The 24243-nt window shown below is 38.3% G+C and carries 21 protein-coding genes and 1 other annotated feature; of the genes, 3 read left to right on the plus strand and 18 right to left on the minus strand.

From position 1 onward, the window contains the following. Positions 1 to 156: 156 nt before the first annotated feature. Entirely contained in the window at positions 157 to 1176 is a 1020-nt protein-coding gene (namA, locus tag KHA94_RS13215) for an NADPH dehydrogenase NamA (RefSeq protein WP_213102607.1), read from the plus strand. A 40-nt stretch (positions 1177 to 1216) separates the two neighbouring features. Here the strand turns inward: namA and KHA94_RS13220 are convergent, their stop codons facing one another. From KHA94_RS13220 to rnz, 3 genes are all read right to left on the minus strand, one after another. Further along, on the minus strand, positions 1217 to 2548 hold the full coding sequence (locus tag KHA94_RS13220; RefSeq protein WP_213102608.1) for a sodium-dependent transporter: 1332 nt from the start codon (positions 2546 to 2548) through the stop codon (positions 1217 to 1219). Positions 2549 to 2675: 127 nt separating this feature from the next. Then, positions 2676 to 2892 (minus strand) — a binding site (T-box leader). Between the two features lie 91 nt (positions 2893 to 2983). Further along, positions 2984 to 3553, minus strand: a complete 570-nt coding sequence (locus KHA94_RS13225) for a histidine phosphatase family protein (protein WP_249365530.1) — start codon at positions 3551 to 3553, stop codon at positions 2984 to 2986. Between the two features lie 7 nt (positions 3554 to 3560). Further along, positions 3561 to 4487, minus strand: coding sequence for a ribonuclease Z (gene rnz / locus KHA94_RS13230; RefSeq protein ID WP_213102609.1), 927 nt, complete (start codon positions 4485 to 4487; stop codon positions 3561 to 3563). A 252-nt stretch (positions 4488 to 4739) separates the two neighbouring features. On the opposite strand from rnz, the gene zwf reads away from it, so the two are divergent. Then, on the plus strand, positions 4740 to 6209 hold the full coding sequence (gene zwf / locus KHA94_RS13235; RefSeq protein ID WP_213103243.1) for a glucose-6-phosphate dehydrogenase: 1470 nt from the start codon (positions 4740 to 4742) through the stop codon (positions 6207 to 6209). A gap of 129 nt (positions 6210 to 6338) precedes the next feature. On the opposite strand, the gene gndA is transcribed toward zwf, so the two are convergent. The 6 genes from gndA to mce all read right to left on the minus strand — a co-directional run bounded on the left by gndA (position 6339) and on the right by mce (position 13315). Continuing rightward, a complete protein-coding gene (gndA, locus tag KHA94_RS13240; RefSeq protein ID WP_213102610.1) occupies positions 6339 to 7751 on the minus strand; it encodes an NADP-dependent phosphogluconate dehydrogenase in 1413 nt (470 codons plus the stop codon). A 63-nt stretch (positions 7752 to 7814) separates the two neighbouring features. Continuing rightward, on the minus strand, positions 7815 to 9095 hold the full coding sequence (locus KHA94_RS13245) for a DNA polymerase IV (protein ID WP_213102611.1): 1281 nt from the start codon (positions 9093 to 9095) through the stop codon (positions 7815 to 7817). A 155-nt stretch (positions 9096 to 9250) separates the two neighbouring features. Next, complete coding sequence (locus tag KHA94_RS13250) at positions 9251 to 9724, minus strand: chemotaxis protein CheW (protein WP_213102612.1); 474 nt, start codon at positions 9722 to 9724, stop codon at positions 9251 to 9253. A gap of 309 nt (positions 9725 to 10033) precedes the next feature. Beyond that, positions 10034 to 11152, minus strand: coding sequence for a tripeptidase T (locus KHA94_RS13255; protein ID WP_213102613.1), 1119 nt, complete (start codon positions 11150 to 11152; stop codon positions 10034 to 10036). Between the two features lie 199 nt (positions 11153 to 11351). Continuing rightward, positions 11352 to 12902, minus strand: coding sequence for an acyl-CoA carboxylase subunit beta (locus tag KHA94_RS13260; protein WP_213102614.1), 1551 nt, complete (start codon positions 12900 to 12902; stop codon positions 11352 to 11354). Further along, a complete protein-coding gene (gene mce / locus KHA94_RS13265) occupies positions 12902 to 13315 on the minus strand; it encodes a methylmalonyl-CoA epimerase (protein WP_213102615.1) in 414 nt (137 codons plus the stop codon). The genes KHA94_RS13260 and mce overlap by 1 nt, the downstream gene beginning before the upstream one ends. 198 nt (positions 13316 to 13513) lie before the next feature. Between mce and prli42 the strand changes: the two genes are divergently transcribed. After that, positions 13514 to 13609 carry a stressosome-associated protein Prli42 gene (prli42, locus tag KHA94_RS26300; protein WP_213102616.1) on the plus strand — a complete coding sequence of 32 codons (96 nt, stop codon included), beginning with the start codon at positions 13514 to 13516 and terminating at the stop codon, positions 13607 to 13609. A 90-nt stretch (positions 13610 to 13699) separates the two neighbouring features. Here prli42 and KHA94_RS13275 read toward each other — a convergent pair whose 3' ends face one another. From KHA94_RS13275 to KHA94_RS13315, 9 genes are all read right to left on the minus strand, one after another. After that, complete coding sequence (locus KHA94_RS13275) at positions 13700 to 14212, minus strand: L,D-transpeptidase (protein ID WP_213102617.1); 513 nt, start codon at positions 14210 to 14212, stop codon at positions 13700 to 13702. Positions 14213 to 14260: 48 nt separating this feature from the next. Next, the gene (locus KHA94_RS13280; protein WP_213102618.1) at positions 14261 to 15256 is read right to left on the minus strand and encodes an aromatic acid exporter family protein; all 996 of its coding nucleotides are present in this window, start codon (positions 15254 to 15256) and stop codon (positions 14261 to 14263) included. Positions 15257 to 15410: 154 nt separating this feature from the next. Continuing rightward, a complete protein-coding gene (locus tag KHA94_RS13285) occupies positions 15411 to 16133 on the minus strand; it encodes an amino acid ABC transporter ATP-binding protein (RefSeq protein WP_213102619.1) in 723 nt (240 codons plus the stop codon). Next, positions 16126 to 16785, minus strand: a complete 660-nt coding sequence (locus KHA94_RS13290) for an amino acid ABC transporter permease (protein ID WP_213102620.1) — start codon at positions 16783 to 16785, stop codon at positions 16126 to 16128. The genes KHA94_RS13285 and KHA94_RS13290 overlap by 8 nt, the downstream gene beginning before the upstream one ends. Positions 16786 to 17006: 221 nt before the next feature. Beyond that, the gene (locus KHA94_RS13295; protein ID WP_213102621.1) at positions 17007 to 17789 is read right to left on the minus strand and encodes a transporter substrate-binding domain-containing protein; all 783 of its coding nucleotides are present in this window, start codon (positions 17787 to 17789) and stop codon (positions 17007 to 17009) included. 379 nt (positions 17790 to 18168) lie between these two features. Next, entirely contained in the window at positions 18169 to 18606 is a 438-nt protein-coding gene (locus tag KHA94_RS13300) for a BrxA/BrxB family bacilliredoxin (protein WP_213102622.1), read from the minus strand. A gap of 162 nt (positions 18607 to 18768) precedes the next feature. Further along, positions 18769 to 19890, minus strand: coding sequence for a methylmalonyl Co-A mutase-associated GTPase MeaB (meaB, locus tag KHA94_RS13305; protein WP_213102623.1), 1122 nt, complete (start codon positions 19888 to 19890; stop codon positions 18769 to 18771). Beyond that, positions 19883 to 22078, minus strand: a complete 2196-nt coding sequence (gene scpA / locus KHA94_RS13310; protein ID WP_213102624.1) for a methylmalonyl-CoA mutase — start codon at positions 22076 to 22078, stop codon at positions 19883 to 19885. Before scpA ends, meaB begins: the two co-directional genes overlap by 8 nt. After that, entirely contained in the window at positions 22071 to 23897 is a 1827-nt protein-coding gene (locus KHA94_RS13315) for a methylmalonyl-CoA mutase subunit beta (protein ID WP_213102625.1), read from the minus strand. Before KHA94_RS13315 ends, scpA begins: the two co-directional genes overlap by 8 nt. Between the last annotated feature and the right edge of the window lie 346 nt (positions 23898 to 24243).

The following is a 24243-nucleotide window of genomic DNA, read 5'->3' on the forward strand; positions in this document are numbered from 1 at the left end:
TTTATTTACAAACGCAAGTTCAATCGAACTATTTCTAGTCACGAAATTTTCAATTCACTAAATATATGAATAAAAAATGTTGTAAGTTAAAATGGAGGAAAAGGAGTAGGCCATTTTGATATACTTAAATAAATTTACAAAAAGGAGGCATTTTCGATGGAAGCAAAGCTTTTTACCCCTTTTTCAATAAAAAATACGACATTAAAAAACCGGATTGTCATGTCCCCGATGTGTATGTATTCCTGCACAAATGAGGATGGCATGGTTGAGAATTGGCATCGGACTCATTATTCAAGCCGTGCGGTGGGCCAGGTTGGGCTGATTATTGTGGAGGCAACCGCTATTACCCCTCAAGGCCGAATTTCGCCAAACGACCTTGGTATTTGGAGTGACGAGCATATTGATGGTTTGAAGGAACTTACCAAATTAATGAAAGAGCATGGTGCTGCACCTGGCATCCAGCTTGCCCATGCAGGCAGAAAAGCAGTGCTTGAAGGTGAAATCATTGCCCCCTCTGCCATTCCATTTAATGAAAAAAGCAAAACACCTAAGGAAATGACTTTAAGTGATATTCACAAAACGATAGAAGCCTTTAAGCAGGGGGCATCACGTGCAAAAAAAGCTGGATTTGAAGTCATTGAAATTCACGGAGCTCACGGGTATTTAATCAATGAATTTTTATCACCGCTGTCAAATAACCGGATAGATGAGTACGGTGGTACTATGGAAAATCGATACCGCTTCTTGCGTGAAGTAATTGAAGCAATACAATCCGTATGGGACGGTCCGCTTTTCGTTAGAATTTCAGCAAACGATTACCATGAAGAAGGCTTAACAGTTGAGAATTATGTACAAATGAGCAGTTGGATGAAGGAACAAGGAATTGACCTTATTGATTGCAGTTCAGGTGCAGTTGTACCAGCTAGGATCCATACATACCCGGGATACCAAGTAAAATTCTCAGACAAAATTAAGAATGAAGCAGGTATTGCAACGGGTGCTGTTGGCTTGATTACCTCTCCCTTACATGCAGAAGAGATTCTGCAAAATGATCGTGCTGACTTAATTTTCCTTGCTCGTGAATTGCTTCGTGACCCATACTGGCCACGAACTGCTGCGAAAGAATTAGGTGTGGATATTGAAGCGCCAAAGCAATATGAACGCGGGTGGTTTTAATATTTTAAAGGGATGGATACAAATGTTCCATCCCTTTTCTCTAAAAAATATCTAATGAATCTATGAACACAACAATAATTATAACCGGTATGATATAACGTAATAAAAAGTGCCAGCTTGTGAAAACAAAATTTAATCCCTTTGATCCTTGAATCATTTCACTTCTCAATAGATCCTTCTTCATTTTAAAGGAGACGAAGATAGAGATGAGCAGTGCTCCAATCGGCATCAGGATATTGCTGACAAGGAAATCTACACTGTCAAAAATAATTTTCCCAAAAAATGTGATGTCTGAAAGTACATTGAATGATAAAGCCGAAGGAATCCCGACTATAAAAATCGCAGCCCCTATGATCCATGACATCGTGCTGCGCCCTCTCGACTTCTTAGTAGTGGTAGCTGCCACTACGATTTCAAGCATAGAAAATGCCGAGGTTAGGGTCGCAAATAAGAACAAGGCTAAGAAGAGCAGCAAAAAGATTTTTCCAAAAATAATTTGATCGAAAACAGATGGCAACACAATAAATAATAATCCCGGTCCTGCTTCAGGCTCAAAGCCCAATGAAAACACAGCTGGGAAAATAGCTAATCCAGCTAGGATTGAAATGATTAGATTCATAATAACAACTGAAAAAGCTGGTTGGAGAAGACTTTCCTTTTTCGATAAATAAGAGCTGTACGTTACCATGACGGAAACCCCTACGCTTAATGAGAAGAATGATTGCCCCATCGCATAAAGGACGGTTTTAGAAGTCAGGCTTGAAAAATCCGGTTTTAAAAAGAACCGTACCCCATCTATCGCATGATCTAATGTGAGAGAACGTATAATTAATACAATAAATAATAGAAACAAGGCAGGCATTAATATTTTACTAACCTTCTCGATTCCTTTTTGTACGCCTCTAGCGACTACAACAATCGTGATGGCCATAAATAGACCTTGGGATATAAGAACGGAAACCGAATCAGATACCGAGCTGTCAAACAAGGCACCATAATCGCCCGTCATTTTACCTGATACCGTATAATATAAATATTGAATAATCCAGCCGCCAATGACACTATAGAAAGATAGTAAAAGAAAGCAAGTAAACACGCCGAGATACCCAATCCAATGCCATTTAGTTCCCGGAGCAATCGCTTTATAAGCAGAAATTGCTTCTTTTCCAGTGCTGCGTCCTATAACAAATTCACCTAATAATAGCGGAAAACCGATAAGCAGAGAAAATATTAAAAATAATAGAATGAATGCACCGCCTCCGCTCATCCCCGTTACATATGGAAGCTTCCAAATCGCTCCGAGTCCAATCGCTGAACCGGCTGATGCCAATATAAAGCCAATTTTCGAAGACCACTGTTCACCTTGCTGCATAACTTCTCCTCCTTTATATGGTAAAAACAATTCAGAAATTGGCCAATTTCTTTAACAAAATTTCAATAATACATTAACACATTAATAAGATAAAATTATCCTAAAAACAAAAAAAGCCCCACACTTCAAAAGGGACGTGATCAATTCACGCGGTACCACCCTTTTTGAAAGCATGTGACTTTCCACTTAATATGTTAACGGTATAACCGTCTTTACTTCCAATAGAAAAAGTAAAGAAAAGCTCCAAGCTGAAATTCATCTTATCTTTGTATCAGTTTCCACCAGCCACTGACTCTCTATCAACAGGGAAATAAGACTTAATAGATTCTCTTCATTGCTTTTTAAATATAATATTTATATTATTGAGATTATAGTATATCTTTAAGCAAGTCAATAAATTTTTTGAATTTTATCGAAATGAAGAATCGAAACTTTTTAAAAGTCAAAATTCAGTTCCTCATCCCAAATCCTCCTTAAGGTCGCTTTCTCATTCTCAATGACAATTTCAAATACATCTGGATTGCTCATTTCCATTAAATGTTCAAATCCATAGCACTCGTCAAAACAACGGAGCATTAAAGTCGTTAAATTACCGTGACTCACTAGAATAATATGCTTATCATCTGACTGGATAATCATTTGAAGCATAGAAGCTGCTCTTTCCATTGCAATGGTATTGGATTCTCCCCCTTCAAAAGCAAGGTTTAAATCCTCAAAACTTTTTTGAAGCTTATCTTGCCAATCCTCTAAATTTAATGAGCTCAGGACACGTTCTCCTAACCTGTCATCCTCAATAATTTTCAAGCCTCTCGATTCCGCCAGCGGACGAATGGTGTCAACCGTACGCTTAAAAGGACTAGAATAAATTCGGTCAATTTCTTTATTTTTGAAAAAAGGTACAAGAGAATTAGCTTGTTCCTTTCCTTTTTGCGTAAGATTTGCTGTGATGGGCTGTCCTTTAGCCTGGGCATGCCGGATTAAATAAATAGTTTTTATTTTGAACAGCTCCTATCTATTTTTCAAGTGGAATATGAATTTCTTTAAAATCCTCTGCTATGACCGTATTTTGAAATAGCTTTTGCGCTTCTTGAACAAGTCTATCCCAATCCGTACGGTCATATCGTGAGCTTATATGTGTAAGACATAGCTTTTTTGCATCTGCTTCGCTGGCAACAGCTGCGGCTTGTAAAGTAGTGGAATGAAAGTATTCGTAAGCAAGGCTTTCTTCCCCAGCTGCGAAGGTGGCTTCATGAATGACCAGATCTGCATTTTTAGCTAATTGGATAGCGGCTTTACATTTTCGCGAATCTCCTAACACAGTCACCACACGTCCTTTTTGAGATGGACCTAAAAATACTTTCGATTCAAGAACTCGACCATCCTCTAACTGTATCGGCTCGCCATTTTTAATTTGTTTATAAATTGGTCCAGGCTTAATGCCAGCATCCATTAGCCTGTCTGCTAATAATGTGCCAGGTCTGTCCTTCTCTATAATTCGGTAGCCATACGAAGGTATACCATGCTCGAGAAGAAGAGCTTCAACTGCAAATGCCTCATCTTCAAAAATAATTCCCTCGTCAATTTCGATTATGTGTAAAGGATATTTTAAATATGTTTGGCTGACCGATAGCGAAATATCAACATATTCCTTCAGTCCTTTTGGCCCGTACAAAGTCAATTCTGAAATGCCGCCTTGAAAAGATCGGCTTGATAATAATCCGGGTAGTCCATAAATATGATCACCGTGGAGATGAGTAATGAAAATCTTTTCAATTCTTCGCGGTTTAATTGATGTATGTAAAATTTGGTGCTGTGTCGCTTCCCCACAATCAAAAAGCCAAATGGCTCCCCGTTCTTCAAGAAGCTTCAAGGCAATTGAAGTCACATTCCGTAGCTTCGCTGGCATCCCAGCACCCGTACCTAGAAAAAAAACATCCATAGAAAACTCCCCCTTACAGAGTTCGTCTTAATTAATATACTTACTATACCATATGGCTAATGAGGGATAGTAATCAATTATTCGCAAAAACTATATGAAAAATTGGGCAAAGTTGAGGAAAATACAGTTTTTTATCTATAGAAGCTTTTACAATTCCATTAAAAGCAGTAATATTGAAAGGTATAATTGAATTATCGAATTGAAATGAGGTCCGTAACCGTGATACATAGCGAAAAACCGATGGGATTAATAATGATTTTTGGAGCAACGGGAGATTTAGCAAAGAGGAAGCTATTCCCATCTCTTTATAGATTGTATCAGGAAGGGAGGCTTTCTGAACGATTTGCTGTTATTGGTGTAGCTAGAAGACCGCTTTCTAATGAAGAATTTCAGAAAAATGTTAAGGATTCTGTCCTTACCGCACTAGGGGAAGCTGGCGATATTAGCGAATTCATCACGCATTTTTACTACCATTCACATGATGTCACAGATTCCAGCTCTTATCTATCCTTAAAAGAAATGGCTCAAAAATTAGATACCCAATATAGCTTAGCAGGCAATAGAGTTTTTTATTTGGCGATGGCGCCTGAATTTTTCGGAACGATTGCCGAGCATTTAAAGATGGACGGGCTTACTGATGTGCATGGCTTCAAACGCCTCGTCATTGAAAAACCATTCGGACATGACCTAGAATCGGCGAAGCAGCTGAATAAACAAATCCGTAAAGCTTTTTCAGAAGATGAAATTTACCGGATCGACCATTATTTAGGCAAAGAAATGGTGCAAAATATTGAGGTTATCCGATTTGCGAACGCGATTTTTGAACCGCTATGGAACAATCGCTACATTTCCAATATCCAGGTGACATCAAGTGAGGTACTAGGGGTAGAGGAGCGCGGTCGCTATTACGAAACAAGCGGAGCTCTTCGCGATATGGTGCAAAACCATATGCTGCAAATGGTAGCGCTACTAGCAATGGAACCCCCTATTCGTCTGACAACGGATGAAATTCGCTCCGAAAAAGTAAAGGTACTTAGAGCGATGCGCTCATTTGATGGAGATATGGTAAACGAGTTTTTCATTCGCGGACAATATGACAAGGGAGTTATGGATAATGAAGAGGTTCCTGCTTATCGCGAGGAGCCGATGGTCGATCCAGCTTCCAATACGGAGACCTTTGTTGCCGGTAAGCTTTTAATCGACAACTTCCGTTGGGCGGGGGTTCCGTTTTACATCCGTACAGGAAAAAGAATGAAGACAAAGTCAACCAAAATTGTTATTCAATTCAAGGATATTCCGATGAATTTGTATTACAAACCCGAACAAACATTAAATCCAAACCTGCTCGTCATCCATATTCAGCCGGAAGAAGGCATTACCCTTTATTTAAATGCGAAAAAAACGGGTCAGCATATGAATGCAACACCGATTAAATTAAATTTTTCCAATAAGGGAGTTCACGGAATTAATACGCCTGAAGCATATGAAAAGCTATTATTCGATTGTATGCGCGGTGACGCGACTAATTTTACCCATTGGGATGAGGTTGCACTTTCTTGGAGCTTTGTCGATAAAATTTCTGAAGTGTGGGAAAACACCAAAGCTCAAAATTTCCCGAATTACAAATCTGGAACAATGGGACCAAAAGAAGCGGATCAATTATTGGAAAAAGACGGATTTTTCTGGTGGCCTGTGACTGATTTGGATGTGGAGAATTGCTAGAACAGCTTTCTAAAAAGGTTAAGAGCAATAAAGGATCTTCGTCTTATTTGCCCATGGGAGTGTAAAATCCATGTTGCAGGTAGTATTAAAAAAAATCGATTGGATTAAAATTCCAATCGATTTTTTGATTTATTTCTCCATCCAATTCGTATGGAACACGCCCTCTTTATCTACCCGCTGATAGGTATGTGCACCAAAGTAGTCGCGTTGTGCCTGTATCAGGTTTGCTGGTAGTACCTCCATGCGATAACTGTCATAATAAGACATTGCCGCAGAGAAGCAAGGGACAGGAATTCCATTTTGAACAGCCACACTAATAATCTCGCGAAGGGCATCCTGATAGCTTTCCACAATTTCCTTGAAATATGGGTCAAGGAGAAGATTTTTCAAGTATGGATCACGATCATAGGCGTCCTTAATTTTCTGAAGGAACTGCGCGCGAATAATACAGCCTCCACGGAAGATCATTGCGATGTCACCATAGCGCAAATCCCAGCCGAATTCTTCAGAGGCAGCCCTCATTTGCGCAAATCCTTGGGCATAAGAGCAGATTTTACTCATATACAGAGCTTTACGCACAGATTCGATAAATGACTTTTTGTCTCCTGAAAATGCTGCTTTTGACGGCCCGCGCAATATTTTACTAGCCTCGACGCGTTCATCTTTCATTGCAGATATAAAGCGAGCAAATACCGATTCTGTAATAATAGGCAGCGGCACGCCCATATCTAATGCACTTTGACTAGTCCACTTGCCAGTACCTTTTTGACCAGCTGTATCAAGAATAACATCCACTAACGGCTTGCCAGTTGCATCGTCCTTCTTCGTAAAAATATCTGCTGTTATTTCAACTAAATAGCTGTCAAGCTCGCCTTTATTCCAATCAGCAAATACCTTATGCAGTTCATCTGCATTAAGGCCAAGAATATGCTTTAAAATAAAATACGATTCACCGATTAATTGCATATCCCCATATTCAATACCATTATGTACCATTTTCACATAATGGCCAGCACCGTCAGGGCCAATAAAGGTCGTACACGGTTCACCATTTACTTTAGCGGAAATATCTTTGAAAATTGGAGCAATAAGATCATATGCTTCCTTTTGTCCACCAGGCATTAGCGATGGTCCTAGCAATGCCCCCTCTTCACCGCCAGAAACCCCTGAACCGATAAAGTGGAAGCCTAATTCACTCAATTCTTTATTACGTCGTTGTGTGTCTGTGAACAGGGTATTTCCGCCATCAATGATAATATCATCCTTGTCGAGCAGAGGTTTTAATTGCTCAATCGTGCTGTCTGTAGGTGCTCCTGCTTTCACCATCAGCATGATTTTTCTCGGTTTTTCAAGAGATTGAACAAAATCCGCCAGCGAATATGTACCATTAATATTTTTACCTTTTATTTCGTTAAGCATTTCATCCGTTTTTTCGCGTGAGCGGTTGTAGACAGACACGGTATAGCCCTTACTCTCAATGTTCATAGCCAAATTTTTTCCCATGACCGCTAAGCCAATTACGCCAAATTGTGATTTTGCCATTTTCTAACGTCCCTTCTAGCCTATAATCCACTTAACTTTAGCAAGATTAAATAGTATATGCAATTATTTATTATCTTTTTTATCAGGTAAATCTCGCAGAAAATCTTTATTAAAACTTGTTTCCGTACCAATATTTTCCTGTTGTTTTTTCAACTCAGGCATTCCTGAAGCACGTTCAATAATTTGCGAGCCGTATTTCTTGCGCAAATTGTTTAATACTTGAAAAAGCGGTTCCTTTTTTGCTTCTTTTTCAAAGCTAAAAAGATCTAGCTGTTTAACCGCCTCATTCTGTTCCACTAAATCCGTACCAGTTATACCTAGCAAGCGGATTGAATCACCATTCCAATGCTTTAAAAACAACTGCTTCGCCGCTTCAAAAATTTCATCACTCTTCTGAATAGGATTTGAAAGTTTTTTGCTTCTTGTTATTGTTTTTCTATCTTTATAACGAATCATGACACTTAATGAAGTTGCGAGAACCTTTTTTCTTTTTAGCCTGACGGAAACGGTCCCTGCAAGATTTTCTATGACACGAAGGAGCTCCTGTTGATTGGAATTGTCCCTTGGTAAAGTAGTAGAATTCCCAATACTCTTAAATTCAGCAGCAGCGTCAGGATCAACATGCCTGTTGTCAATGCCATTGGCTCTTTCCTTTAGACGATGGCCATTGATTCCAAGTGTAGATTTAAGCTGGATTTCACTAGCTTTTGCTAAATCACCAATCGTTTTTATCTCTAACCTGCGTAACTTTTCACCTGTCTTCTTACCGACCCCATGCATTTCTTCTACTTCTAGCGGCCAAAGTATCTTTGGAACATCCCTTTTCCTTAGGACTGTTATTCCCATTGGCTTCTTCATATTTGAAGCCATTTTTGCTAGAAACTTATTCGGTGCGACCCCAATACTACAGGGCAGATCAAGCCGTTCAAAAATCTGCTTTTGAATCGTTTCAGCAATTTCAAGAGGGGCTCCGTGCTCAAAACTTTCCGTTATATCAATAAAGCCTTCATCAATTGATACAGGTTCAACAAGGGAAGAATATTCATTTAAGATTTCAAACATGCCAATAGAGGCGGCTCGATATCGATCAAAATTAGGCTTTTTTACGATAAGCTGTGGGCAAAGCTTTTTCGCCTCCCATAGCGTCATCGTGGTTTTCACCCCAAAGCTCCTTGCCTCATAGCTGCATGTAACAATAATTCCTCTGCGTTCCTCAGGATTGCCTGCAATAGCCAGAGGCATCCCTTTTAGTGAGGGATCATAAGCCATCTCGACTGACGCATAGAAGCTATTCATATCCACATGTAATATAACTCTTCCATTTTTAGGATACATATGTTTCATGCCTGCACTTCCCTGTTCTTATTCTGCTACTATTTTATCAAATTAATAAGGTTCCTTTCATCTTTGGACTAAAATGAGTTTGAATATGCTCGCTTCAAAATGCCGATTAAAAACAAAACAGAGGATGCCTTAAACAATCCCCTGTTAATAAGCAATTATGTAGTTTTTTGCTCTTTCATATATTCTTGAATCTCTCTAATACCTTCAAGGGACTGTACCATCTGAGTTGGGTCAATTAATGTGATAATTCTAGAATTCAAGTTAGCAATTCCTGTAAAATAAGTTGTCTTTTTATAAGCAATAAGACCCAATTGCTTTATTACCCCTTCTGGAATGTTAATTATTTCCTTTGTATCCGATACTACCACACCGATTAAAAGTTCATCAGTTTGCAATACAATTATCTTCGTTGATTCCTTTACTTGAATAGATTGATTATAGAGAACTCTTTCAAAATCGATAACAGGGATAAGCTCTCCCCTTACATTGAATATCCCATTTACATAAGCAGGTAAATGCGGAATTGGTGTAACGCCTTCCATTTTCTCTATTGATACGACAAATCGGATTGGAATAGCGTATTCCTCATTCCCAACTTGAAAAACAACAACTTTATTTGTCTCTTCCAAAATAATACCTCCAGTAAATCAAGTGGGCATTTTCCCCTATATCAATATTACTAAAGGAGGATGAATTTTTGAAGAGAATTTATCTGTAATACTGAAATTCATAGCCATCGGTGACTTTTAGAAAAACTTGGCGTTCGCCAAGTCCTTTTTGGTGAATGCCTTAGTTTTTCTTATGCGATCTTATTAGCAGATATTTTATTGAAAACATACTTTACTTTAATACGTTAAAAAAACTTAAACTTTCCGATTAGCCAAAAAAAATAGAGTGAAAATCCTATTAGATTTCACACTCTATTTTTCCAAATATGATTATGCAGCGATTTCCTCAATGATCGCAATAACCATTTCAGCTAGCTTATTCAGCTCTTCAATTGGCATGCGTTCGTTCGTTGTGTGGATTTCCTCGTAACCGACTGCCAAGTTAACGGTTGGGATGCCAAAGCCTGCAATTACATTTGCATCACTGCCGCCCCCGCTATTTAATAATTCACAGCTACGGCCAATTTTTGCCGCGGCTCTACGTGCAACCTCGACTACATGGTCTCCTTCACCAAATTTGAAACCAGGATACATAACTTGAACTTCAACTTCTGCTTTTCCGCCCATTTCATTAGCAGCACTTTCAAAAGCTTCTTTCATTTTACGCACTTGCTCTTCCATTTTCTCATTAATTAAAGAGCGCGCCTCTGCTAGAATATCAACACGATCACATACGATATTCGTTTGTGTTCCACCTTCAAAGCGGCCAATATTTGCTGTTGTTTCCTCATCAATTCGGCCTAAAGGCATTCTAGAGATCGCCTTAGACGCGATTGTAATAGCAGAAACGCCTTTTTCTGGAGCAACACCTGCATGGGCTGTTTTTCCAAAAATCGTCGCCTTTACTTTTGCTTGAGTTGGTGCTGCAACAATAATATTCCCTACTTTGCCATCACTATCTAATGCATAGCCATATTTAGCAGTAACTAATGATGAATCAAGGGCTTTTGCTCCAACTAATCCCGATTCTTCACCGACTGTAATAATAAATTGAATCGTTCCATGAGGTATACTTTGCTCTTTTAACACCTTAATAATTTCAAGCATGACGGCCAGCCCTGTTTTATCATCTGCTCCTAGAATAGTTGTACCATCTGATACAACAAAGCCATCCTTGATTGAAGGCTTTACACCTTTTGCAGGAACTACTGTATCCATATGAGAAGTAAAATAGATCGTATCAACACCATCTTTTGTACCTTGAAGCGTACAAATCAAGTTGCCTGCACCATGACCCGTCTGTGCTGTTGTATCGTCCTCAAAAACTTCAACACCTAAATCACTGAATTTTTTCTTTAAAACTTTTGCAATTTCTGTTTCATATTTTGTTTCAGAATCGATTTGTACAAGCTCTAAAAATTCGTTAAGCAAGCGATCTTGATTAATCATTACTATTGCCTCCAATATTTTACGTTTCCTTTATTAGTATACCTTTATAAACTCTAATTGCAAAAGATAAGAAACTACTTTATGTTCAAGATAATGGAAATTTTTAAGTTTATTAACGTACTTAAATGGATTTGAAGTTTCAAGATGGTCTTTAAAAAAATCGTATAAAAGGCATTCGCCACTTCAAGATTTTCCCATGTTACAATGGGATATTTCCATGCTTCTTCTTCGGTCTTTTTTCCTGTTTATTCCTTAGCATTTCTAGAGATTGGATAAGCTTGATTCTTGTCTCGCGTGGATCGATCACATCGTCGACCATTCCTCTGCTTGCAGCAACATAAGGATTCGCAAATTTCTCGCGGTACTCTTCAATTTTCTGTGCTCTTGTAGCTTCTGGATCATCACTGTTTTGAATTTCTCTAGCAAAAATAATATTCGCCGCTCCTTGTGGGCCCATTACAGCCACTTCCGCATTTGGCCATGCAAAAACAAGATCAGCTCCAATTGCTTTACTATTTAAAGCAACATAAGCACCACCGAAGGCTTTTCGTAAAATGACTGTAAGCTTTGGAACAGTCGCTTCAGAATAAGCATAAAGAATTTTCGCGCCGTGACGGATTATTCCGCCATGCTCCTGTTTTACTCCAGGGAAGAAACCCGTAACATCTTCAAATGTTATAATCGGAATGTTGAAGGAGTCACAAAAACGAATAAATCTTGCTGCTTTATCAGATGAATCGATATCTAATCCCCCAGCCATAAATTTCGGCTGATTACACACAAGACCGACAACCTCCCCTTTCATTCTCGCTAAACCAACGACTATGTTTTTGGCAAAATCCTGCTGAACCTCCATAAAGGAGCCTGCATCCACTACCTGCTCGATGACTTTACGGACATCGTATGGACGTACAGCATCAAATGGAATGATATCTGTTAAGTCCGGACGGTAATCATCATCTTCAACTGCCTCTGCCATCGGAGGCTTTTCCGTATTATTTTGCGGCAGGAAGCTTAATAATCGGCGAACCTGTTCGATGACCTCAGCTTCTGTCTCCCCTTTAAAATGTGCATTACCACTTATTGTATTATGTACACTCGCACCACCAAGATCTTCAGACGAAATTTTCTCACCTGTTACCGTTTCAATAACCTTCGGACCGGTAATAAACATCTGACTTGTCTTCTCTACCATGAAAACAAAATCCGTAATTGCCGGCGAATAAACCGCACCACCCGCACATGGTCCCATAATCACTGAAATCTGCGGAATTACACCTGAGTATATCGAATTTCTATAAAAAATATGTCCATAGCCATCCAGAGAAACTACACCTTCTTGAATCCTTGCACCACCAGAATCATTTAAGCCCACAAATGGTGTACCATTTTGTGCTGCTAAGTCCATAACATTCGCAATTTTTTTAGCATGCATTTCCCCAAGTGCTCCGCCAAACACTGTGAAATCTTGTGAAAATAAAAAAATTGGCCTGCCATTTACTTTTCCATAACCTGTTACAACACCATCTCCAGGCCCTTTTTGACTCTCAAGTCCAAAGTCTGTACAGCGATGCTCAATAAAAGGATTAAGCTCAACAAATGTACCTGGATCAACTAATAGATCAATCCGCTCCCTAGCAGTAAGCTTTCCTTTTTCATGTTGCTTTTCAATTCTCTCATCTCCGCCACCTAATTCAATTTCTCTTCTGCGATCATATAATTCATTAATTTTCTCATAGATATCTGCCATTATTGCTCCAATCCTTTCTTTTCACAAAATTCATATAGAACGCTGCCAGTTGATTTCGGATGCATAAATGCTACTTCGGCACCGCCGGCCCCAATTTTTGGCGAGTCCTGAAGCATCCTGATTCCTTTTTCTTTCATTTCATTGATACGTTCTTGAATTGAATCAACACCTAAGGCCACATGATGAAGACCTTCGCCGCGTTTTTCAATGAACTTTGCCACAGCACTTTCCTGGCTTGTTGGCTCTAATAACTCAAGCTTTGTTTCACCAGCTTTTAGGAAGGCTACCTTTAGCTTTTCACTCTCTACTTCTTCAATTCCTAACAGCGGGAGCTTTAGAATCTCCGTATAAAAAGGCAGTGCCTCATCAAGTGAGCGAACTGCAATCCCGATATGGTCTACTTTTTTGATCATAGTTGTTTCCCCTCTCAATTTGCTAAACAAATCACTACCTTTAAAAATTATAAGCTTTTCTGACAATAATAAAAATAGATTTACATTAAGAATTCTCTAATAATGTCGAAAATTCCTTTAAACAATCGAACGGTTGTTCATTTTCATTTTTCTTAGTAAAATAGGAATAAGAGAAAATAGATTTAAGGAGGAATTTATTTGTCTAATAAAAAAACGCGAAAAATTGTTGTTTATTTAATGATTTTTGCAATGTTAGCTTCTTCATTGGCCGTGGGCGCGACAATGTTTTTATAGTAGATCTTAGTTAATCATCAAAAAGGGACTGTCTCGAAACAGTCCCTTTTTTAATGATTAAATTAGAGTGAGACTTCCAATAAGGAAATTTCACTTAATCGCGCCATATACTCTCCCAATCTGTTCAAAGTTATCAGAAGAAGTAACAATTAAAATTTTTGTTCCAATTGGAACAATATCATATAAGGATTCTACTGTCTCATTCTGCAGTCGGATACAGCCTTGAGATACATATTTTCCAATCGAGGATGGATCATTAGTACCATGAATCCCATAGATCCTTCCATCTGTTTCGGCAGCATCAAAGCCAATCCATCTTGTACCTAACGGATTATTAGGATCTCCACCCTTAATATCCTTCTTACGGTAGTATGGCTCCACCGCTTTTACCGTAATAGTAAAAAATCCTTCCGGTGTTAAATCTTCCGTTTTTCCAGTTGCTGCAGCCATTACCGTTTGCACTTTATTGTCTTTAATATAGGCCACTTCGTTGTTTTTTTTATTTACGATAATAAATGGATCTCCTGGCATTGGGTTTTGTCCTAATGGCCAAATTGGGGAAAAGATAAAAGTAAGGCAAACAGCTGAAATTATTTTGAGCATATAATCACCAACTATTTTCTAGAAGGAGTTCCTTCTTTTGTTTTCCCCTTAGTTTTTACCAGAATTAGCATGTCCATGCACTTTTTTTCCTTTGGGCAGCTCTTTTGTTGAGCTTTTGACCCATAAATACTGTTCCATTTCTCGAACAAATTGAAAAAGGGCAGCCCTTGCTTCAAATTCCTGTCTAGTCTTCGGTAAATCCATTCTTTTAAAAGAAGCTTTCATGACGAAAAGCTTGTCTAAGAAGTGATCAGCTGTATTTCCAGGATGAATATTTTCCGCTAGTTCTTCAATAAAGTCAGCTATCATCTCCCCCTGTTCAACCGTATGTGAGATCGAAGTGACGATTGGCAGTACACGTTCAATAATCTCAAATTGTTTTTCCCTCATTTTGAAATAATGAAAATAAACATTTTCATTTCGGAGGAAATGATTTTCAACATCTCGAAATGCTAATGATTCAGCCTGTTCAATTAATTTTGTCGTTTCAGTAATTTCGTACCCATCCCAGTCGCTTTCATTTGTCCGTAAATATTTAACAATTTCATCAAAAATTCTTTTGAAATTCTCTTCTATTTGCACCTGATATTCTCTCAGCTTGATATCAAGGCTAGGCATAAAAATATTGGCGACAAGCGCAACACCGATTCCGATCGTAATGATGCCTATTTCATTCAAAATAATATCCCATGTCATTTGGCCAGCTGAGTAAATATGTAATATGATTACACTGCTAGTAACAATTCCATCGCTCTTCCTAAGCATAACAGCAGTAGGAATAAATAAAAGAAGCAGTAGTCCAATCATTAATGGATGGTAGGCAATTCCTTCGAAAATAATTGCACAAAAAACCATTGCTAATAAACAAGCAAAAAAACGATCCCACGACGCTCGAAGTGATTTCTTTTTCGTTACTTGTATACATAGAATTGTTATTATTCCAGCTGATGTGAAGTTTTCAAAACCTAGAATTTGAGCCAAAATAATCGCTGCTGAAGTGCCAATTGCTGTTTTTATGGTTCGATATCCAATACGAAACTTCATATGTATAAACTCCTATTTATGTCCATTATCTTGCGATATAATTATATAGCTTCTTATTAAATTATGTCCCAAAAAAAGAAGATGATCAATAGAGATCATCTTCAAAATGCTATATTATCAAAAATAATGGGGAAAAAACAATACACTATTAACTTTATAATACTTTCTTCAAGAAATCCTTTGCCCGATCTGATGATGGATTTGTAAAGAATTCATTTGGTGGAGCATCCTCCACAAGAACCCCGCCGTCCAAAAAAAGAACTCGATCAGCAACTTCTCTCGCAAAACCCATTTCATGCGTGACTATTGCCATTGTCATTCCAGTATCGGCTAATGTTTTCATAACATCTAACACCTCTTTGACCATCTCTGGGTCAAGGGCAGATGTCGGCTCATCAAATAACATCACTTCTGGCTCCATCGCAAGCGCCCGAGCGATGGCTACCCTTTGCTTTTGCCCCCCTGATAACCGATTTGGATAAGTATCGGCTTTGTCAGACAATCCAACTTTACTTAATAGCTCCATCCCAATTTTTTCAGCTTCAGGCTTGGAAAGGCCTCTTACATTCATAGGAGCATACGTTAAATTTTGTAGGACTGTTTTATGGGGAAAAAGGTGAAAATGCTGAAAAACCATTCCAACATTTTGACGAACCTTCATAATATTTGTTTTTTTATCTGTTATCTCTTGATCTCTAATCCAAATTCGTCCATTTGTTGGCTTCTCTAAAAAATTGATACAGCGGAGAAAAGTCGATTTCCCTGAACCAGATGGACCGATAATGGCAACGACCTCTCCCTCTTTAATTGTAGTTGAAATACCTTTTAATACTTCAAGCTTTCCGAACTGTTTATATAAATTTTCAATTTTAATCACCGCGTCTCATCCTTCTTTCTAATGCTTTTCCGAGGATTGTTAAAATGATTACCATTAAGTAATAAATGAGACCTGCTAATAATAATGGCTCGATGAAGCGGAACTTGTCCGCACCGACTTGATAAGCTCTGCGCATGATATCCATAACTCCGATCGTTGTCACGATCGCAGATTCCTTTGTTAAGGTGATGAACTCATTTAATAATGCTGGCAAAATATTTTTCAATGCTTGCGGCAAAATAATATGAAGCATCATCTTTCTGTAAGGAACTCCAAGTGCCATAGCGGCCTCACTTTGTCCCTTATCAACTGCAAGAATTCCAGCACGAATGATTTCCGAGATATATGCTGCAGAATTCATCCCAAATGCCGAAACAGCGGCTGTAATTGGTTCGATTTGATAACCAAATATTTGTGGTGATCCAAAATAAATGATCATTAGCTGCAAAACTAAAGGAGTACCACGAAATATGGATGTGTAGGCATCAGCAAACCAAACAAGTGGTTTAAATGAACTAATTTTAAAAAGTGATAAAATAATTCCAAGTAAAAACCCTAATAAACCTGCTAATCCTACAATTTGGAGCGTAACACCTATACCTTTTAATATATATGGCAGGGAAGGGAGAATGGAAGAAAAGTCAAGATTCATCCGGAAACTCAGTCCTCTCACTATCTAAGTAAACTATTAGAAACAATTGGCGTTCGTTAATTCCTTCCAAGAGTGCTCAGATTTTCTAAGCAGTAAATATATCTGCAATCATATTGTTTTCGTACAATATAAAGTTATCTCCCTCATAAGCTAAGGGCAAAAACGTTCAGAAGCTTTGGTCACTTCTGAACGTATAAACAACAGTACATACAAAGCTAGCTTTATTCAAACCATTTTTTGATAATGGCATCTATCTCACCATTGTCAATCATTTCTTTTAACACTTTATTGAATTCCTCTGTTAACTTACTATTCTTTGGAAACGCAATTGCGTATCCACCGTCTGCGTCCTCAATTGTGAAACCTTCTAAATCAGGATTATTATCTAAATATCCTTTAGCTACTGTATCCTCAATGACCGCTGCATCAAAACGACCCGCTTTGATTTCTTGAATGATTTCAGGAATACGGTTACGATTCTCAACAGTCATGTCTACTTCTTTAGCTAATTTTTTCGCTTTTTCTTCTTGGATCGATCCTAGCTGCACACCAACCTTTTTCTTACTAAGGTCTTCAACACTTTTAATTCCGCTGTCCTTTTGTGATACGATGATGTGCTTTGAAGTATAATAGGTCTCACTAAAATCCACGCTTTTTTTTCTATCTTTCGTTGCTGACATTGCTGACATAACAAAATCTACTTGACCCGATTGAAGCGCCTGAATTAAACCGCCGAAATCCATATCTTGAAATTTAACTTCATAGCCTAGCTTTTCTGCAACAGCCTTCGCAATATCAGCATCAACCCCGATTATTTCATCGCCTTTTGCAGTATCAATATATTCAAACGGTGCATAGTCTGCCGATGTTCCCATCGTTAAAACTTTCTTATTTGATCCATTTTCTCCTGAACCATTCGATGAATCTTTGTCGCTAGTACCGCATGCTGAAAGTAATCCAATTAATAGAATACTAATGAAAAAATAAGAAAATATTTTTTTCATATTTGTTTTCCCCCTATAATTTTCCGAAAATTAATATTATTAAAATATATCATTAGCGATAGTCTATTAATTTTCAAGCACTTCTTTGGAATTAATAATTATTCACCTTTGTGTATTTTAACACATGATTATATTTATGCAATAAAAATTATAAAATATCAAATATTTTATTATTCTGATAAATCTTTTTTGAGTATTTTATATAAAGTCTGTGTTAAAGCTCAGTGTTGTTGATGCTATTTTGTTGTTGATTGGAGCGGAAGCTGCGAGGAGGCTTCTGGACCGCCTGTGGTCGCTAAGCGCCTGCAGTAGAAATCAACAGAGAAGTTTAACATTGCCTAAAAAAAAAAGCCTCGAAAAATCGAGACTTTCATGATATTTAAACATCCTGACAATATTGTTCAAATGCATTTTGAAGCTTTTGAATAACAGCCATCGGTTCATGGCCTTCAATTTCATGGCGCTCAATCATCGTACATAGCTTTCCATCCTTTAATAATGCAAAGGATGGTGATGAAGGTGGATAACCAGTAAAGTAATTGCGAGCAGCAGCAGTTGCCTCTTTATCCTGACCTGCAAAAACTGTCACCAAATGGTCTGGGCGCTTATCATAATGAAGTGAATGAGATGCAGCAGGGCGAGCAATCCCACCAGCGCACCCACAAACAGAGTTAACCATGACAAGTGTTGTTCCCTTTTGATTCAGGGCTTCTGCAACATCATCAGTTGTTTTTAATTCAGTATAGCCAGCAGCCACGATTTCTTTTCGTGCCTGATTAACAACATCATTCATAAATAAATTAAAATCCATATTCATGTGAAATATCGCTCCTCTATAATTTTAAAAAGCCTTTACTACATCATACCAATTGTTCATGCTCTTTATCAACGTATCGAGTTTATTAGAAAAATGAAGATGAATATTTAACTAATAACAAGTGATATTCATACATGAAAAAGCTGCCAATAAGGTAGCTTTTTATGTCTCTTTTTCTGAATAAGCTCTGAATAAATCTTCTACTGCTGAGGTTACTGTCCGATTTCCAGAAATAACTTCATTCTCTATTTTTGGAAGGAGAGACTTTACTTTTTTGTGATAGAAAAAGCTGAATTGCAGATGATCCACAATCATGGAGTAAAGCCATTCCTTTGTTTGCACCCTTCTTCTTTCTTCAAACACACCTGAAGTCTTTGTTTTTTCCTCAAAAGTATGGATCAATTCCCATATTTCCTGCAAACCTTCATGATAGATGGATGAGCAAGTGACTGCATTTGTTTCCCATCCTTTTGTTGCAGGCTGAAGGAAATGAAGAATCCGATTGTATTCTGCCATTGTTTTTAAAGCAAGCCTTTTGTTTGACCCGTCTGCTTTGTTGACAACAATTGCATCAGCAAGCTCCATGATCCCTTTTTTCATTCCTTGTAATTCATCCCCTGCACCAGTAAGAACGAGAAGCATAAAAAAATCAACCATATCCCTGACAATCACTTCACTTTGCCCAACACCGACGGTTTCAACAAGAATGACATCAAAGCCTGCAGCTTCGCATAGGAGCATCGTTTCTCTCGTTTTTCTATGAACTCCGCCAAGCTTACCTGCAGATGGTGATGGCCTGATATATGCCCTCGGATTTCGCGAAAGCTGCTCCATTCTTGTTTTATCACCTAAGATGCTGCCTCCGCTAATGCTAGAACTCGGATCAACAGCAAGAACAGCAACCTTTAATCCTAAATCACATAAAAACGTTCCAAAGGCTTCGATGAATGTACTTTTTCCCGCACCAGGTACACCTGTTATACCAATACGAATAGTATTGCCCGAATAAGGAAGCAGCTTTTGCAAAAGGTCTTGCGCCTTTCGAAAGTGATGCTCTGCATTGCTTTCAATTAGTGTTATGGACTTGGCTAGCACTGTTCGATTTCCTTCAAGAATACCTTCAGCTAATTCATTAGCTTTCAATTCGGATCTAGTTTTCTTTTGAAACTTTCTATTTTTCACAAAAGCAGTTTCTTGCTGCACCTTAACACCTTTTCGAACGATGCTAGTAAAATCGTCAGGATTTTTCCCATCAAACCATTCAGGTTTTTTGTCTTTATCCATTTGATACTTCCTCATAACCGAGGCGGCTATAGATTTCGCGAATCACTTTTTGAGCAGCTACTGGAATAACTGTACCAGGGCCGAAAATGGCTGCCGCTCCATGCTCATATAAATATTGATAGTCCTGAGCAGGGATAACCCCGCCTATTACAACGAGAATATCTTCCCTTTTAAGCTTTTCAAGTTCTTCAACCAGCTGAGGAAGAAGTGTTTTATGGCCTGCTGCAAGAGAGCTGATCCCAATTACATGGACATCATTTTCAACAGCCTGTCTTGCCGTTTCTTCTGGTGTTTGGAACAATGGACCAATATCAACATCAAAGCCTAAATCCGCAAAAGCGGTAGCAATAACCTTTGCTCCACGGTCATGTCCATCCTGACCCATTTTTGCGATGAGAATTCGAGGTCTTCTGCCCTCATTTTCTAAAAAGTCATCCGTCATTTGCTTTACTTCCGTAATTTCTTCTTCATTAGAGAAAGCTGAGCTGTAGACTCCGCTAATAGAGCGAATGATCGCTTTATGACGATTTGCGACTTTTTCGATGGCATCGGATATTTCTCCCAAAGTTGCGCGTACTCTTGCCGCATTAACTGAAAGCTCAAGCAGGTTTCCTTCTCCTGTTTCCGCTGCTTTTGTAATCGCTTCTAATGCCTGTACTACTTTTTCTTCATCACGTGAAGCTTTTAAACCTTCAAGCTTTTCAAGCTGCTTCAAGCGGACAGCTGTATTATCGATATCAAGAATTTCAATTGGCTCTTCTTGATCAAGACGATATTTATTAACCCCGATAATGTTTTCCTTTCCAGAGTCAATTTGAGCTTGTCTTCTTGCGGCCGCTTCTTCAATTCTCATTTTTGGCAGGCCAGTTTCTATCGCTTTCGCCATTCCACCAAGATTTTCAATTTCCTCTATATGCTCCCATGCACGTTTGATTAATTCGTCAGTCAAAGACTCCACATAGTAAGACCCAGCCCATGGATCGATTACGTTTGTAATACCCGTTTCTTCCTGGAGGAAAAGCTGCGTATTCCGTGCGATACGTGCAGAGAAGTCAGTTGGTAAGGCAATGGCTTCGTCAAGAGCATTCGTATGAAGTGATTGAGTATGCCCCATTGCTGCTGCATGTGCTTCAACTAATGTACGGGTAACATTATTAAATGGATCCTGTTCTGTTAAACTCCAGCCCGATGTTTGTGAATGTGTTCTCAAAGCCATAGACTTCGAATTTTTCGGTCCGAATGTTTTCATCATTTTCGCCCAAATGTATCGTGCAGCACGCATTTTGGCGACTTCCATAAAATAGTTCATTCCGATGGCCCAGAAAAAAGAAAGTCTTGGCGCAAAGGAATCTATTTCAATCCCTGCCTTTAGTCCTGTCCTTACATACTCCAAGCCATCCGCAAGCGTATAAGCAAGCTCTATGTCTGCGGGTGCCCCTGCTTCCTGCATATGGTAGCCGGAAATACTTATACTATTGAACTTTGGCATATATTTGGATGTATATTCAAATATATCAGCGATAATTTTCATCGACATTTCTGGTGGATAAATATATGTGTTACGAACCATATACTCTTTTAATATATCATTTTGAATTGTACCTGATAATTTTTCCTGACTGACTCCTTGCTCTTCAGCGGTAACAATATAAAAGGCCATAATAGGCAAAACAGCACCATTCATCGTCATCGAAACGGACATTTGATCTAAAGGAATTCCGTCAAAGAGTGTTTTCATGTCAAGAACTGAATCAATGGCAACTCCCGCCTTCCCTACATCCCCAACAACTCGTGGATGATCCGAATCATAACCTCGATGTGTAGCAAGATCGAATGCTACAGAAAGCCCTTTTTGTCCCATGGCAAGATTCCGGCGGTAAAAGGCATTACTTTCTTCAGCTGTTGAAAATCCTGCATATTGACGGACCGTCCAAGGCCTATTAACATACATCGTTGGATAAGGACCTCGTGTATAAGGAGGAAGCCCTGGTATTCCATCTAAATGCTGTAAACCTTCTAAATCTTCTTCCGTATAAATAGGTTTTAACGAGATTTTTTCATTTGTTTCGAAAAGAAGATCATCAATCGATACCTTCAAGTCTTGATCTACGTTCTCTTTCCACGTTTCTTTAGCTGACTGGTTTCCTTCGAAAAGGGAAACAGTTTTAAAATCGGGTTTATTAGTCATTGCTTGCCACCTCCATTTCCTTTAACAGAGAAGAAAGAATGTCGAAACAATTGCTACGTATATGAATAAATTGATCGATTCCAGCTTGCTTTAATTGCTCCTGCATTTCTTTCTCAGGACGCCCAGCTAGAAAAACTTTTACATTTCTTTTTTCATCTTTAATTAAACGTACGATTTCTAATGCAGCTTCCTCATATTGCTTGTCCGTACCGCAAATAATGTAATGGTTTAGATTTGCTTCTTTAATGAATTGGATTGCCAATTCTGGCTTTCCTATATTCTCGCTTTTTAGTGCGTGAATTCCTCCTGGAGCAAGAAATCCAGTAATAAAATCCGCTCTAGCTTTATGTGCCTTTAGATCTCCAAGACAAATAAGACCTACTGTAGGCTTTAATCCTGCTTGCTCCATGTTTTCTGCCGTTTTCCGCAGTTTTTCAAATGGCTCAGATAGACGTATTTGCGGTATTACTGTTGTTAATATGTTTTTTGCATTTTTTAAAGGCTGGTCATGTATATTTGCATAAATATTAGTACCAATAATACTTTGCTTTCGTGTAAAAATAGCTTCATTTCTTCGCTGTAACACTTCTTCGATTTGAGCATGAAGCCAGCCAGATTTTAGAGCATTTCCAATACCATCTTTTTCTTCGATTTGAAGAAATAATGCCCATGCCTTTTCCGCTAACTCATTGGTTAAGCTCTCGATATACCAAGAGCCGCCAGCGGGATCAACTACTTTTTCTAAATGAGCTTCATTTTTTAATATCAGTTGTGTATTGCGAGCGACTCGATCGGAAAAAGAAGTTGGTTCCCCTTCAGGCTCATTAAATGGGCTGACATGTAGAAATTGAATTCCACCTAGAACTGCTGCAAATGCTTCGTTACCTGCCCTTAGCAAGTTGACATAAGGGTCATAAACCGTTTTCGTAAAAGAGGATGTTTCAGCAGTAATGACCATTTTACGATCTTCCGTTTTTGCACCGTATGCTTCTGTTACCTTACTCCAAAGAAGCCTTGCAGCACGAAGCTTTGCAATCTCCATAAAGAAGTTAGCACCGATAGAAAACTTAAAAACCATTTTTGATAATATTGTTTCGAGTTTTAAACCACGAAGAAGGAGCTCCTGTATATGGTGCACTGCAGTGGCGAGTGCAATAGCAAGGTCTTGAACAGCGTTTCCGCCAGCATTATGATAAACACTTGTATTAACTAGAATAGTCCGAAGGTTTGGAATCGTTCTATCTGCCGATTGAATGGCTTCTGCCCAATTGTCATAGGCTTCATTATTTGGTGCATGACCTTGAATCGCAGCCGAAGCTAATGGATCAGCGGCAATATAACCAGAAATTTTATCACAATTCGCTAGATTGGATAATATGGAGAGAATTTGACTTTGATTGTCATTTGCTTCCACACTGAATGGGTATTTTGTGTATACTTTCTCAGCTAGCGCTTTAATGTCGTTCAGTTCTATTTTATTTGCATTAAAGGCTATGGCCGTTTGTCCTTTATCAAGAGCAGACAATAGTTTTTCTTGGAACTCTTCTCCATTTTCAATTTTTTGCGCGATTTTCCATTCTTCTGTAACATAACCAAGGGAATTATTCCCTCTACGAAAATCTGCTTGTCCTGGAAATTGAGATATTTTTTGGTGTTCAAGATCCTCTTTCGTATAAAGCGGTTTCAATTCAATGTTTTCAAATGTTTTTGTTTTTAAGGAATTAACTGCTTTTCCTTTCAATGCTTCCTCTGCTTTTTGTGCCCAATCATCAAGTGAATATGTTTGAAATGATTCATTTACCATATCTTTTAGTGTCATATTAACTGTCTAAAGCAGACAGCTTTCCCTCCCTTCATAGATACATAAGACCGTCCATTTTTTACTGGAGGTTTTAGCTAGAGAAGCTTTCCATTGGAGCGGAATTATATCAAAATTCATAAAAATCATGACATTAATATTTTATTATACATATTTAAAACAAGCAATTACGGTTCTGTCTCCAATATTAAGGAACCTCACAAATAAAATTCTGTTTCGCTCATTCTTTTTGTCCAATTATTAGTCTTATTGTCCGTTCTAAGAATTTATTTTTCAAAATCTAATGATATTGTCAGAGTTCCTAACTTTATTGTTAAAGTTCACATTTTTATGACCTTTTGCGCAG

Source organism: Cytobacillus citreus (assembly GCF_018343665.1).
Taxonomy (GTDB): domain Bacteria; phylum Bacillota; class Bacilli; order Bacillales; family Cytobacillaceae; genus Cytobacillus; species Cytobacillus citreus.

Excerpts from the sequence above, each read along its gene's own strand:
- KHA94_RS13280 (WP_213102618.1), bottom strand. The coding sequence starts at position 15,256 with ATGAAGTTTCGTATTGGATATCGAACCATAAAAACAGCAATTGGCACT.
- rnz (WP_213102609.1), bottom strand. The coding sequence starts at position 4,487 with ATGGATGTTTTTTTTCTAGGTACGGGTGCTGGGATGCCAGCGAAGCTA.
- KHA94_RS13255 (WP_213102613.1), bottom strand. The coding sequence starts at position 11,152 with ATGATTAATCAAGATCGCTTGCTTAACGAATTTTTAGAGCTTGTACAA.
- KHA94_RS13275 (WP_213102617.1), bottom strand. The coding sequence starts at position 14,212 with ATGCTCAAAATAATTTCAGCTGTTTGCCTTACTTTTATCTTTTCCCCA.
- KHA94_RS13295 (WP_213102621.1), bottom strand. The coding sequence starts at position 17,789 with ATGAAAAAAATATTTTCTTATTTTTTCATTAGTATTCTATTAATTGGA.
- namA (WP_213102607.1), top strand. The coding sequence starts at position 157 with ATGGAAGCAAAGCTTTTTACCCCTTTTTCAATAAAAAATACGACATTA.
- KHA94_RS13245 (WP_213102611.1), bottom strand. The coding sequence starts at position 9,095 with ATGAAACATATGTATCCTAAAAATGGAAGAGTTATATTACATGTGGAT.
- meaB (WP_213102623.1), bottom strand. The coding sequence starts at position 19,890 with ATGGATAAAGACAAAAAACCTGAATGGTTTGATGGGAAAAATCCTGAC.
- KHA94_RS13315 (WP_213102625.1), bottom strand. The coding sequence starts at position 23,897 with ATGACACTAAAAGATATGGTAAATGAATCATTTCAAACATATTCACTT.
- KHA94_RS13220 (WP_213102608.1), bottom strand. The coding sequence starts at position 2,548 with ATGCAGCAAGGTGAACAGTGGTCTTCGAAAATTGGCTTTATATTGGCA.
- KHA94_RS13300 (WP_213102622.1), bottom strand. The coding sequence starts at position 18,606 with ATGAATATGGATTTTAATTTATTTATGAATGATGTTGTTAATCAGGCA.
- scpA (WP_213102624.1), bottom strand. The coding sequence starts at position 22,078 with ATGACTAATAAACCCGATTTTAAAACTGTTTCCCTTTTCGAAGGAAAC.
- KHA94_RS13260 (WP_213102614.1), bottom strand. The coding sequence starts at position 12,902 with ATGGCAGATATCTATGAGAAAATTAATGAATTATATGATCGCAGAAGA.
- mce (WP_213102615.1), bottom strand. The coding sequence starts at position 13,315 with ATGATCAAAAAAGTAGACCATATCGGGATTGCAGTTCGCTCACTTGAT.
- zwf (WP_213103243.1), top strand. The coding sequence starts at position 4,740 with ATGATTTTTGGAGCAACGGGAGATTTAGCAAAGAGGAAGCTATTCCCA.
- gndA (WP_213102610.1), bottom strand. The coding sequence starts at position 7,751 with ATGGCAAAATCACAATTTGGCGTAATTGGCTTAGCGGTCATGGGAAAA.
- KHA94_RS13290 (WP_213102620.1), bottom strand. The coding sequence starts at position 16,785 with ATGAATCTTGACTTTTCTTCCATTCTCCCTTCCCTGCCATATATATTA.